This window comes from Acinetobacter calcoaceticus, from assembly GCF_900520355.1.
Lineage (GTDB): Bacteria > Pseudomonadota > Gammaproteobacteria > Pseudomonadales > Moraxellaceae > Acinetobacter > Acinetobacter calcoaceticus_C.
In genome coordinates this window covers 1,830,677-1,843,764 of the sequence record NZ_LS999521.1, presented here as the reverse complement: position 1 = coordinate 1,843,764, position 13,088 = coordinate 1,830,677, and the positions used below count along the sequence as shown (strand labels likewise).

Below are 13,088 nucleotides of genomic sequence, written 5' to 3'. Positions count from 1 at the left end.
AAACTCCCCTAATCGTTTTAAACACCTTCTCAGATTTTTCGGACAATCAGAGAAAGGATTCGCTCACCCTAAATTTGTGATGAGCTGGAATTTATTGTCCGAAAAAACCTATCAAAAGGATAATCAAATGAGTAAGCGTATTATTATTGCTGGTTCTGGCTTTGCTGGTTTATGGGCTGCACTTGCTGCACAAAGAGCAATTCACCTAGCTTCGCAAGAACAAAATATTGAAGTAGTGATGGTTTCCCCTACCCCCAATGTTGATATTCGTCCTCGTCTTTATGAACCCGTACTTGAAAATATGAACCCTGATATTTCAGAGTTATTAAGCGTGGTTGGAGTTAAATTTCTGGCAGGCTGGGTAAATCAAATTGATGGCGACCAACAGACCATTGAGGTTTCAACCACCGATGGCAACAAACAAACCTTAAGCTATGACCGTTTTATTCTGGCAACTGGAAGTACCACTTTTATGCCGCCCATTCCGGGCCTTACAGAATATGGCTTTAGTGTAAGTACATTAGAAGATGCCGAAAAACTAGATCAACATCTTAAAAACTTAGTCAACTCAGCTGCAAATGCAGCGCGTAATACTGTTGTGGTTGCCGGTGGTGGTTTAACTGGCCTAGAAACAGCAACTGAAATGCCCGAACGCCTGCGTCGTATTTTGGGTGAAACTGATGTGCGTGTGGTTTTAGTTGATTCCTCAACAGAAATTGGTGCAGCAATGGGAGATGAAGCTGCTGCCGTAATTCAAGAAGCACTCACAGAACTAGGCATTGAAGGTAAAACTGGAGTACGTGTTTCTGCGCTTGATGCATCAGGGGTAACACTTTCTAACGGCGAAAGAATTGAGGCTGCAACTGTTATTTGGACTGCGGGCATGCGGGCGAACTCACTCACTTCTCAAATTTCAGGTGAAAAAGATAATTTAGGCCGTATTATTGGGGATGCTTATTTACATGCACCCGAAGCAAAAAATATTTTTGTGACGGGTGATACGGTAAAAGTTCCAACCGATGAGTTCGGTAATTTTAATGTGATGTCTTGCCAGCATGCCATGAGCCTAGGCCGTGTTGCTGGTTACAACGCAGCCGCAGAATTGGTCGATTTACCGTTACATGCATATAGCCAACCAAAGTATGTCACTTGTCTTGACTTAGGTGCATGGGGAGCTCTTTACACAGAAGGTTGGGACCGTAAAGTTCAATTTGTACGTGAAGATGCTAAAAAAATTAAACAGGAAATTAATACTGTCTGGATTTACCCGCCTGCGGCAGACCTTGATACTGTTTTTTCGATAGCAAATCCTGATTTTGTTATTGTTCCTTAAAGTTATCCTTTCTAGATAGCTTATTTTAAAACCCCAAAAGCAGAGAACCTTTATTGGTTTTACTTTTGGGGTTTATTGTTGTGTAGATTAATTTATTAGGCTTTTTCTAAATTTTCTATAATTTCTAAAGCCGTTTTTTTAGCAGAAAATGGATTTTGGCCTGTAATTAAATTTCCATCTTGAACCACATGTGGTGCAAATGGAATTAAAGCCTTTTCATAGTCTGCACCGTACTCTTTTGCTAACTCTTCGGCATTGTAAGGCACCTTTTTTGCTACCCCTGCTAAAATTTCTTCACTCCATGCAAAGCCAGTTAACTTCTTCCCTTCTATAAGCCGTTTACCATTGGAAAGCCTTACATTAAGTAGGCCACAGTAGCCATGGCAAACGCTCGACACAATACCGCCTTTTTCATAAATATTTTTGGTGATTTCTTGAAGTTCAGGGTTATCTAAAAAATCCCACATTACCCCATGGCCACCAGTGTAATAAATCGCATCATAATCCTGCCAATTGATATCTGACGGTTTGAATGTATTTGCCAGCAAAGTCATAAATGCTTGATCGTCTTCTCTCGCTTTGACAGATTTATCGGCAACTAAAGCACCGAGTGACTTTGGTTCAATCGGCGTTTTTCCACCATTCGGACTTACAATATCCTGAATATAACCTTGTTTCTCAAACTCATCATAGGCATGGGTAAGTTCGCCTAACCATAGACCTGTGGGCTCATCTACATCTTTGTAACGTGAAACGTTAGTCACGACATGTAATATGCGTTTAGACATCTCTTCACCTCATTTTCATATTTATAATTCTGTTCATTAATTTATCAAAGCATAGAAACTTGTTAATGAAAGTGTGTGCTTGGTAAAGTTATGAACCTTGCTTTTACAACACTATAAGTCTAAAGTTAGCTTTAATGTCAAGAGAATGTGTGGCTATGAATATTAGTGAGTTATCTAAATTAAGTGGCTTAAGCACGCCCACAATTCGTTATTATGAACAAATCAAACTCTTGCCTAAAGCTAAGAGAAAATCAAATGGCTATCGCGAATATAGTAACAACGATTTAAAGCAACTCTCTTTGATTCAACAAGCACAGCAAGTTGGTTTTACGTTAGCAGAAATTAAAGCTTTTTTGCCTTCAAAAGTTGCTACTTGGAACCACGATGAACTCATTCAAACACTTGAAACTAAAATTCAAGAAATAGAACTTTTAGAACAGAAACTAAAAGCAAGTAAGCAAAACTTACATACAATGATTGAAGCCATTAATAACAAGCCAGATGAGATTACTTGCGAAGAAAATGCAGAAAGACTCATGAATCTCTACTACGACAAAGCAAAAACACCATAAATTTTCTACAAATTCTATTGACCTTCAAGCGAACTTTAAACATACGATTGACTACAGGTGATTGATGAGGAACCTGTCATGTTTAAAGTTTGGGATATTCAGCGTTGGTTAACAATTATTTTCGCCATCTTTTTAACTTCAAATGCGGTACACGCCGCAGAGTCAGCTAAAACTCAAAGCCTGACTAAAGTAAGCGGAAAAATTTTAGTGGTGATGACCAATCATTCAGCTTACCCTACTCGTTCTGATAAAACAGGACTTTGGTTGACTGAACTCACTCATTTTTATGATGTCGCTTTAGCCTCTGGCTATAAAATGGATCTTGTAAGTCCACTCGGTGGTGAAGTTCCGTTAGATGAGCGTAGTTTAAAGTCAATTTACTTAGATAAATCGGCACGAAACCATTTAGCCGACCCGGCCTTTATGCAACTTCTAAAAACCACACTATCCCCGAGTGCAATTAACCCATCACAATACAAAGCCATTTACTATACCGGTGGTCATGGCACTATGTGGGATTTTCCAAACAATCAATCTTTGCAGAACATTAGCGAACAAATCTATCGACAAGGCGGAGTCATTTCAGCGGTATGTCACGGTGTAGGTGGTTTATTACCTCTACAAGATGAAAATGGCAAATCGTTAATTACAAATAGAACCGTTACTGGTTTTGCAAATATTGAAGAAACACTGTCAGGTATTAAGTCTCAAGTTCCCTTTTCTTTACAAAAGGGACTCATTGAACGTGGAGCAAAATACAAGCGAGCGTTTGTTCCATTTACTTCTTATGTAGTTTCAGACGACAGAATTATTACTGGGCAAAATCCTCAATCGAGTAAAGAAATTGCCGAAGCTGTCATTAAACGTTTAAGTACGATTCAATAAATCTAAAAAGACGAATTATAGACGAGCTCTGTAATTCGTCTCTGGTATACAAATACTTTAGAAAAGATCAGCTTATCTTTTGGTAATGAAGACCTATCGCTCCTGAAGCAAAGGTTTTATTTTCGATGAGTTTAAGATTCGTCTTTTCACTACCACCCTCAAATAAAGGCAATCCATTACCAATCAAGACTGGAGAAATTGTAATTTTATATTCATCAATTAAATTCAGTTGCATGAGGTAGTGCGCAAATCTAGGACTACCGAGAATAACCATATCTTTACCCGATTGCTGTTTGAGCTTATTGATCTCTTCTTCAACATGATCTTTTACAAGTCTAGAATTATTCCACTCAACTTTATCTAAGGTTGTTGAAAAAACGATTTTTTCAGTCTTTTCAATCCATTCTGCATGATTCCTTTCGTGCTCCGAAGCTTCTGGATTGGAAAGTATAGATGGCCAGTAACCATGCATCATTTGGTAAGTCGCGCGTCCCCAAATCACCGTGTCGGCCGTGCTTAAAACTTCTTTTGCATGATTTGCTAAATCGGCGTCGTAAGCAATCCAGCCAATATCCATTGCCCCATTTGGACCTTCGACAAAACCGTCAAGTGATGCATGTAGGAACAGTACTAGTTTTCTCATTATTTACATTCCATTGTTTATAAAAAATATGCATTACATTTTAGTATATTCAATTTGAATTATTTCTCGTGGAGTGTTTTGTTTTCTGTTTTTCTTTGAACCTAAATGAAGTTGTATTCTTTGAAATATCTTTAATTTTTATCCATTGCCCGAACAAGAATTATCTTATTCGGGACTCCTCTATAAATATGCTGTTTTAACCAAGTTTTTGTTAAGTAATGACCAACGGTCCAGAACCCGGTAGCTCAGTCACTAGCTTATAACCCATCAGTTTTGCTGGTGTATATGTACCACCTTTAACGGTATTTTTGAGTAAATAATTCACCACGGTCAGTGAACCATTGACCGTAAGGCTATAAGCATTTTCTGTTTGGATGCGGGCGGTTTTTATTTCTCCACGTGAATTTCTGGCTTCACCCCAAACATAGGTCGGTACTTTTGCGCGGAGCTCTTCATTTGGTCCAACGACTGTTTTTTCAATACGCGCCTTAATAAACTTCTGCACGGCTTTAAGTCTTAATATTGGACGTACATAGTTCATCATTTTTGCGCCCATAATCATTTTTGGAAACGCCGGAACAAACACTTCAATGTTTGGAATACCTGTTGTATAGAAAGCGGTAGAGACATCTCCCCATGGAACACTCATGGCACTTTTTTTACCGTCACCAAAATCAATGGTCCGAACATAATGTGCTAATGGAACAGTGGTAATTTTTCCGTTTTTACGAATTTTTCCGCCTTCCCCCATACCTTCTATACTTGTTTTGGCAGTACCCGGTGAAAACCCAGTTCTAGAGTCAAAACCAAGCGCTAAATGGGTTGCATCTGGTAGTGCTTCTTTCAGTGCAGCTGCCACGCAGTCTGTCGGAATCACATCAAAGCCAACACCCGGACAAAGCACAATATCGGCTTTTTCTGCTTGAATGTTAAGTGACTGCGCTAATTCAAATACAGAAATTTCACCCGTAATATCGAGATAATGAGCACCTGCTTTTATACATGCTTCCATCATGGGTTTTGAAGTAGCTGAAAATGGCCCTGCACAGTGCATGACCAGTTTAAAGCCTTGGAGTTGCTCACTTACCGCATCTACGTTATCAAGCCCAAAAGCTTTATAGTCGAGCCCTAACTCTTGAGCAAGTGCCTCAACTTTTTCTTTGTTACGACCTGCAAGTGTCGGTTTTAAACCTTGACGTATAGCTTCACGAGCGATTAACTCGCCCGTGTAGCCATTTGCTCCATAAATTATCCAGTTTGAATCGTTAGGATTTGTCATAACACAACTCACTTATTAAGAAGCAAATGAATAGTCACGCATACCTTTTTTGTATTGGCGGGTACGGCATGACATAGCTGATTGTTGCAATATTAAAGCCCAAGCTGGTGAAACAGTCGGTTTTGTTTTTTTACCAGAGCTTAAATTACGTAACTGGAATTTGACCACCGCCATATTGGCAAGTGAAGCAAGTGTTTTGTTTTCCCAAGTAATCGGTTTTAATTCAGGAGTAATATTCTGGCCTTGTTTCCAAGCATTTGGCAAATTAGGTTCAATTGCTAAAGCAGTTGCAATACCGACCATATCTACACCACTTTCGACGACCTGTTCTGCGACCTGTTTACGACGAATGCCACCTGTCACCATAACAGGCATTTTGGCCACTTTACGAATCTCTTGTGCAAATTCTAAAAAGTAAGCTTCACGGGCAAGTGTCCGCCCATCACGTGCTTGGCCCTGCATTGCAGGTGCTTCATAGCTACCACCAGAGAGCTCAACCAAATCGACTGCATGTTCATTTAACATTTTAACGACTTGTTGGGCATCTTCTGCGCTAAATCCACCACGTTGGAAATCGGCTGAATTTAGCTTTACGGCAACAGTGAACTCAGGTGTCACCACTTCACGGACTGCTTTAACAATTTCAATTAAAATACGCGCTCGGTTTTCTAAAGAACCACCCCAACGATCTTGGCGTTTATTACTGAGTGGAGAAAGAAACTGACTTAATAAATAGCCATGCGCTGCATGAATTTCAACTCCGGTAAATCCAGCTTTTTCACCTAAACGCGCCGTATTTGCAAAACGTTGAATCACCTCTGCAATCATGTCTTCATTCATTTCGATTGGTGCATTAAAGCGATTTGACATTTTGCCTAAATCTAGTGAAATTGCCGAAGGTGCCCATGTTTGCTGACCAAGATTGGCTTGCATTTGACGACCCGGATGATTAATTTGAAGCCAAACCTGCGCACCTTTCGAACGTCCAATTTGTGCCCATTTTTTAAAAGTATCTAGATGCTTTTCATCTTCAAGCACCACACCTCCCGGTCCAGTCATTGCTCGACGGTCTACCATCACATTTCCAGTAATGATTAGACCTACACCACCATTCGCCCAAGCCTGATATAAACGCATCAACTCTTCTGAGGGCGCATGGTTAATATCAGCCATATTTTCTTCCATTGCCGCTTTGGCAATACGGTTAGAAACATATGAGCCATTTGGAAATACTAATTTTTCGAACACTTTCATTGGAATGACCTCTTTCAGTATGGCTTCACTTTAAGATTAAAGCTAACTTTAATGTCAATACTTTTTCACCTTATATCACTTAATAAATTGAATTAACTTATTTTTTATATAAAAAAAGAGACATTTGTTATGCCTCTTTTTACAGTTTAATACTTTTAATTACTCGCGAATGAAGGCTAATAAGTCCGCATTAATCACTTCATGGTTTACGGTTAACATGCCATGCGAAAAGCCTGGGTAGATTTTGAGTTGGCTATTTTGAAGCAGTTCAGCAGATTTCACGCCAGAAGTTTTATAAGGCACGATCTGGTCGTCGTCACCATGTAACACTAAAACAGGAACCGTGATTTTCTTTAAATCTTCGGTGAAGTCAGTTTGTGAAAAAGCTACGATACCATCGTAATGCGCTTTCGCGCTGCCCGTCATCCCCTGACGCCACCAGTTAGCAATAATACCTTCCGATGGCTTCGCATCAGGTCGGTTAAAACCATAGAACGGGCCAGATGGCAAGTCACGGAAAAATTGCGCACGGTTTGTGAGAACCTGATTTTGTAGGTCATCAAAAACTTCTTTTGGTAAACCTTCGGGATTATTTTCAGTTTTAACCATCAGCGGCGGTACTGCGCTGACAAGGACAGCTTTTGCAACATTTTCTTCGCCATGACGAGCGATATAGTGAGCCACCTCACCACCGCCTGTTGAGTGGCCAATATGAATTGCATTTTTAATATTGAGATGTTTAACCACCTCTGCAACATCGTCTGCGTAATGGTCCATATCGTGACCATCCCAGACTTGACTAGAGCGACCATGCCCTCGTCTGTCATGAGCCACCACACGATAGCCTTCTCCTAAAAAGAAAAGTAATTGAGTGTCCCAATCATCTGAACTTAAAGGCCAACCGTGATGAAAAAATAAAACTTGGGCATCGCGTGGCCCCCAATCTTTATAGAAAATGTCTACGCCATCTTTTGTGGTTACATAACCCATCTTTGTTCTCCTGCTGAAAATCTGTTTGTAGATCGTTATAAAGGTTTGAATGTTTATACTAAGGTTAAAGTTAGCTTTAAGGTCAACAGTCTTAACTTATTTTTAAAATAAAATTTATATGAATAGTCTAGGGTACTTTGTATCTTTTTAATATTTAATTGTTTTTTATTTTATTTCTTTTAAATATTAAAGCTTTTACACATGAAAATTAAAGCCTTGACTTTAAAGTTAACTTTAATCTTATAGTGACTACATTGGCTATAAATTAACACGTCTCGATATGGACAAACGTAGCTACTCGGTCAATTAATGTAAAGGTGAACTCTCATGAATATAAAACAACAGTTTACTGAGGTTGAGTTTGGGCAACAAAAAGTCAAAGTACCCAAAGGTGGTTATTATGACCGTTTTAGAATGAATCCCGATTTAGATGAAGTCGCTCAAGACCCTGCTGCTGGCAACATCGATTTTTTCCGTCATATTCCTAAAAAAATTGTCGAATCTCGTGTAGGTCCTGTTTGGGCACCTAACTTTTATTATCGTAGTGCTAATGTACAGCTTTTAATGCTCGCTCCGATTAAGCACATTAAGGCAAAACTTCCCGCTGCTTTAACGCCACTACAACCATTTCCGGGTTATGGGTTGGTAGCCGTCACATTTTTTGCCTATTCAGTTTGTGACAATGACCCATATAACGAAGTGTCAATTGCGATTGTTGTACGTAAACCTAATGCTCGTGGGCCACACATTGCAGAATTAATGAAATCGATTCGTCAACGTCATTTTCATGCCCATGTTTTAGCTTTGCCTGTAGATACAGAAATTGCCAGAGTACGAGGCGTATATGGTTACCAGCTACCGAAATGGCTGACTAAAATTAATGTCAACATTAACCCAAAAGAGATTCAAGCTAATATTACCGATTTAAATGGCAAATTAGATTTAAGTCTAAAAACAGCTGTTCCAACATTAAAATATGTCGATTCTGAAACGCATATCAACAAAGCCACCATGCTACATGTGGTTGATGGAACATGGCACCAAACAGAAGTTCAATCTAATATTCTTTCTTTTGCACAAAAGCTTTTCCCGAAAAATGTGCAACTTGAAAAAAATGAGGGACCTTTAACAAGGTTACTAAATGAATTAGGTGCTTCAAAAATTCTACGTTTAGATGTGGTGGAAGACGCTCAGGTAGTACTTAATTTGCCCACTCCACTGTAGATTTATTGCTATTCATAACAAATAATGAAGAAGAGACCCTTAACAGGTCTCTTTTTAGTTTATTAGATCGCGCCTCTGGTCATCTCACCATTTACGAGTCTTAAAATCTGCAACGGGTTACTGTCTTTCAAAGCCTCCGGCAATAAACTTTGCGGGTAGTTCTGGTAACACACTGGACGTAAATATCGGTCGATTGCCAAGGTTCCAACCGAGGTGCCTCTGGCATCTGATGTTGCTGGGTACGGTCCACCATGCACCATGGCATCACTCACTTCAACACCCGTTGGATAGCCATTTAACAGTAATCGGCCTGCCTTTTCTTCGAGCACCGGAACCACATCTGCAAACTCGGTTAAATCGGCTTCGTCAGCAATTAAAGTCGCAGTGAGCTGACCGTTCATGCTTTGTAAGGCTTGAAGAAGTTGCGCTTTATCTTCAACTTCAATAATGACAGTTGCCGGACCAAAGATTTCTTCTTGTAAAAGCTGGTCACCTGCCAGTAAAAGCTCAACATCGGCTTTAAACAATTGAGGCTGTGCCTGATTGCCTTGTTGGGTTTGGCCCGCCAAGTGCTCAATGCCTTGGTGCTCGGTTAAGTGTTCCAGACCTGCCGCATAGCTTTTTAAGGTTCCGGCATTCAGCATAGTTTGAGCAGGTTTTCCGCCCATAATTTCAGTCAGGTTAGTAATGAGCTGACTAAATTCGGCTGATTTGATTCCTAAAATTAATCCCGGATTGGTACAGAACTGACCACAGCCCAGAACCACTGAATCTGCCAAGTCCTGTGCAATTTTTTCACCTCGGTTTTTTAAGGCTTCTGGCAACATTAGCATTGGGTTAATGCTGCTCATTTCAGCAAATACTGGAATCGGTTGTGGACGTGCTGCTGCCATGTCACATAAAGCCCGTCCACCACGGAGTGAACCGGTAAAACCTACTGCCTGTATTAAAGGATGTTTCACTAATGGTTCGCCCACACCATTGCCATAAATCATGTTAAATACGCCTTTAGGCATATTTGATTTCTCTACCGCACGTTCAATTGCCTGAGCCACAAAATCTGCTGTCGCCATATGTCCGCTATGGGCTTTCACCACAACCGAACAGCCGGCTGCTAAAGCAGAAGCAGTGTCGCCGCCGGCAGTTGAAAAGGCTAATGGAAAGTTACTGGCACCAAATACTGCAACGGGGCCAACACCGATTTTAATCTGGCGTAGGTCTGGGCGTGGTAAAGGCTGGCGTTCTGGTAAAGCTGTATCAATACGGGCGCCTAGGAAATCTCCACGGCGCAACACTTTGGCAAACAAACGCATTTGTCCACTGGTACGACCGCGTTCACCTTGCAAACGTGCAAGTGGTAAGGCAGTTTCTTGTGAAACGACCTCTAGAAAATCTGTACCTAAAGCATCGAGTTCATCAGCAATATTTTCTAAAAAGGTTGCACGCTGTTCAGGTGAAGTGTGACGGTAAGTTTTAAAAGCTTGACTGGCTGCTTCACAGGCCTGATTGATTTCCTGTTCGGTTGCATGGTGAAACTCATAAGGCAGAGATTCGCCCGTCGTTGCATTCACACTTTTTAATAGTGTTGTACTTTGAGCACTGCGTGAACCGCCAATAAAGTTATATCCAATGACCATTTTAAATTCCTTAAAGTGTAATGACTGAACCAATAGGTAGTTCTGGTTGTGTAGGGGCAAGTTTGTTTTTAAGCGGGTAGCCAAACTCTTTCATTTCTATTTCAAATTCATCATTTACTTGCGCTTGAATACCGTCAGCAAAAGACAAAGTCGCTGTACCGAAGTAGTGAATGTGAACATCGCCTGCTTTTAAAAATTGTTGATACTTAAAGTGGTGATATTCTAGATTTGCCAAGCTATGACACATATTGTCTTCACCCGACAGAAACTCTTTTTCCCAAATGATTTGTCCATCACGGCGCAAACGGCTGGTTCCCACTAAATGTTTTGGTAATTCGCCTGTCCGTAAAGCTGGACCAAAACTGCAAAAACGCAATTTTGAATGAGCTAGATATAGATAATTACGGCGTTCCATCACATGGTCAGAATATTCATTACCCAGTGCAAATCCGATTCGGTAAGGCTTTAAGTCTTCGCCAATGACATATAAGCCTGCAATTTCAGGTTCTTCTCCGCCATCTTCGGCAAAGGGAGGTAAAGGCAAATCTGCTCCTGGTCTCACCACAATTGAACCATCGCCTTTATAGAACCATTCTGGTTGTGCGCCCACCTGTCCTTCTGTTGGACGGCCCTTTTGTAGACCCCACTGAAATATCCGCATGGTGTCTGTGACGGAGCTATCATCACTTAAATTTTGTTGATGCATTTTGTCGCGTGCAGATGCAGAACCTAAATGGGTTAAACCTGTGCCAGAAATTAAACAATGTGTCGGATCTGGATGGTCCAATGGTGGCAAGACTTTTAGGTCTGCCAATAAAGATGAATAATCATAGGTTTCTGCTTCAAAACCTTGAGTCTCAACTTGCTGTTCCAATGAAACTTTATTACGAATTGCCAAAAGTGCTAAATCACGAACCGATTGAATATTTTTAACCGGATACACCATGTTGCCTTCCACTTTTGCGACGGCACGCTGATTTGCACGATTTTCAAATTGAATAATTTGCATGTTTTATTCCTTTAGAATGGCTTTTGAATATTCACTGTTTGTGTTTTTTGACGTTCGAGCTTGGCATATACGATGTAGGTCAAGATCAAGCCGAAAATCATGACAATTGATAAGAAATACAAACCAGCAGCCATATTTCCTGTGTATTCTTTTAAAAGTCCGATACCAAACGGCCCGACATAGCCACCTAAATTCCCAACAGAATTGATTAAGGCAATACCAGCAGCAGCGCTTGTGCCTGTTAAGAAACGCCCCGGTAAAGTCCAGAACACAGCCGTTGATGAAAATAGGCAAAATGCAACCACAGCCAAAGCAGCCAATTGCATGACTGGAGAATGTAACCAACCACTTAAAAACATTGCGCAAGCACCTAATGCGTAAAGAAAACTTAAGTGTCCATAACGATCATTTAGACGATCAGTACTACGTGGAATAATGAGAAGACCAATAATTCCAAAAATGTAGGGAATGCTAGACAAGAAACCAATTTGAAGATCGGTGCCGCCTCCAAATTGTTTGATAATAGAAGGCAACCACAGATTTAGACCATAAATACTTAAAGTTACTGGTAAATAGTAGAGTGCCAATAAAAGTACGCGTTTATCTTTTAAAGCATGTAATGGATTGGCGTGTCGAGTTTGATCGTATTCCGCTTCATCTTTAATAAGTTCATTTTTAAGCCATTGCTTTTGCTCAATGCTCAACCATTTCACTTTATCAATATTATCTGGCAGCCAAAGGAATGTTGGTAAAGCCAATAAAACCGCAGGCAATCCAACTGCAATAAATAACCACTGCCAACCATGTAAATTTGCAATGCCATCCATGCCAAGTAATAGACCTGCTAAAGGCCCAGCAATCATCATGGCAATGGGCTGTGAAAGCACAAACATGCCCATGATTTTTCCACGGTGGCGTACTGGGTACCATTGCGTAATCAGATATAAAACACCCGGAAAAAAGCCTGCTTCAGCTACACCAAGTAGAAACCGTAGAAAATAAAAGCTTTTTGGTCCTTGAATGAGTGCCATTGCCATGGTGATTAGCCCCCACGTCAACAAAATGCGGGTAAACCATTTGCGGGCACCAAATTTGTCTAGAAGTAAGTTACTCGGTACTTCAAAAAGAAAATATCCAATAAAAAATAGACCTGCTCCTAGACCATAGGCTGCGTCGCCAATTCCAACATCAGCACCCATGTGCAAATGAGCAAAACCAACAGCAGCTCGGTCTATATATGCGACCAGATAAAGTATGACTAATGCAGGTATGAGCTTAAACGTGACCGTCCGTATTACATCCTTTTCAAAATCCATCTTTGTCTCCATTTCCATTATTTATGTATAGAGCTTCTTGCTCACAAATAATCATTTTTATTTAAAATATAGTATTACTATTTAAATTTCAAACCTTTTAAAAGTAATTTTTTTAGTGTATTTTGATTTAAATAAATTTAAATAGTAATACTATATAG

At 40.2% G+C, this 13,088-nt stretch carries 12 protein-coding genes; 4 read left to right on the top strand and 8 right to left on the bottom strand.

Annotated elements, in window-relative coordinates; genetic code table 11:
• Nucleotides 1-127 precede the first annotated feature (127 nt).
• Complete coding sequence (locus AC2117_RS08830) at nt 128-1,333, top strand: NAD(P)/FAD-dependent oxidoreductase (protein ID WP_133973453.1); 1,206 nt, start codon at nt 128-130, stop codon at nt 1,331-1,333.
• Between the two features lie 95 nt (nt 1,334-1,428).
• Here the strand turns inward: AC2117_RS08830 and AC2117_RS08825 are convergent, their stop codons facing one another.
• The gene (locus AC2117_RS08825) at nt 1,429-2,121 is read right to left on the bottom strand and encodes a type 1 glutamine amidotransferase domain-containing protein (RefSeq protein ID WP_133973451.1); all 693 of its coding nucleotides are present in this window, start codon (nt 2,119-2,121) and stop codon (nt 1,429-1,431) included.
• 155 nt (nt 2,122-2,276) lie between these two features.
• Between AC2117_RS08825 and AC2117_RS08820 the strand changes: the two genes are divergently transcribed.
• Both AC2117_RS08820 and AC2117_RS08815 read left to right on the top strand, forming a co-directional pair.
• Nucleotides 2,277-2,693, top strand: coding sequence for a MerR family transcriptional regulator (locus AC2117_RS08820; RefSeq protein WP_042896186.1), 417 nt, complete (start codon nt 2,277-2,279; stop codon nt 2,691-2,693).
• Between the two features lie 78 nt (nt 2,694-2,771).
• The gene (locus tag AC2117_RS08815; RefSeq protein ID WP_133973449.1) at nt 2,772-3,578 is read left to right on the top strand and encodes a type 1 glutamine amidotransferase domain-containing protein; all 807 of its coding nucleotides are present in this window, start codon (nt 2,772-2,774) and stop codon (nt 3,576-3,578) included.
• 67 nt (nt 3,579-3,645) lie between these two features.
• Here the strand turns inward: AC2117_RS08815 and AC2117_RS08810 are convergent, their stop codons facing one another.
• The 4 genes from AC2117_RS08810 to AC2117_RS08795 form a co-directional block, all read right to left on the bottom strand.
• Nucleotides 3,646-4,221: a dihydrofolate reductase family protein gene (locus AC2117_RS08810; protein ID WP_133973447.1), complete on the bottom strand. Its 576-nt coding sequence runs from the start codon at nt 4,219-4,221 to the stop codon at nt 3,646-3,648.
• A gap of 211 nt (nt 4,222-4,432) precedes the next feature.
• Complete coding sequence (locus tag AC2117_RS08805) at nt 4,433-5,500, bottom strand: saccharopine dehydrogenase family protein (RefSeq protein ID WP_133973445.1); 1,068 nt, start codon at nt 5,498-5,500, stop codon at nt 4,433-4,435.
• A gap of 15 nt (nt 5,501-5,515) precedes the next feature.
• The gene (locus AC2117_RS08800; protein ID WP_133973443.1) at nt 5,516-6,754 is read right to left on the bottom strand and encodes an NADH:flavin oxidoreductase/NADH oxidase family protein; all 1,239 of its coding nucleotides are present in this window, start codon (nt 6,752-6,754) and stop codon (nt 5,516-5,518) included.
• A gap of 159 nt (nt 6,755-6,913) precedes the next feature.
• On the bottom strand, nt 6,914-7,744 hold the full coding sequence (locus tag AC2117_RS08795; RefSeq protein WP_133973441.1) for an alpha/beta fold hydrolase: 831 nt from the start codon (nt 7,742-7,744) through the stop codon (nt 6,914-6,916).
• 327 nt (nt 7,745-8,071) lie between these two features.
• Here AC2117_RS08795 and AC2117_RS19145 point away from each other — a divergent pair, with 327 nt between their 5' ends.
• Complete coding sequence (locus AC2117_RS19145; RefSeq protein WP_133973439.1) at nt 8,072-8,968, top strand: acetoacetate decarboxylase; 897 nt, start codon at nt 8,072-8,074, stop codon at nt 8,966-8,968.
• 62 nt (nt 8,969-9,030) lie between these two features.
• Here AC2117_RS19145 and AC2117_RS08785 read toward each other — a convergent pair whose 3' ends face one another.
• The 3 genes from AC2117_RS08785 to abaQ are packed head-to-tail and all read right to left on the bottom strand — an operon-like array spanning nt 9,031 to nt 12,930.
• Complete coding sequence (locus AC2117_RS08785) at nt 9,031-10,605, bottom strand: aldehyde dehydrogenase (NADP(+)) (RefSeq protein WP_133973437.1); 1,575 nt, start codon at nt 10,603-10,605, stop codon at nt 9,031-9,033.
• A 10-nt stretch (nt 10,606-10,615) separates the two neighbouring features.
• Entirely contained in the window at nt 10,616-11,614 is a 999-nt protein-coding gene (gene araD1, locus AC2117_RS08780) for an AraD1 family protein (protein ID WP_133973435.1), read from the bottom strand.
• Nucleotides 11,615-11,625: 11 nt separating this feature from the next.
• Complete coding sequence (gene abaQ / locus AC2117_RS08775; RefSeq protein WP_197731011.1) at nt 11,626-12,930, bottom strand: multidrug efflux MFS transporter AbaQ; 1,305 nt, start codon at nt 12,928-12,930, stop codon at nt 11,626-11,628.
• Between the last annotated feature and the right edge of the window lie 158 nt (nt 12,931-13,088).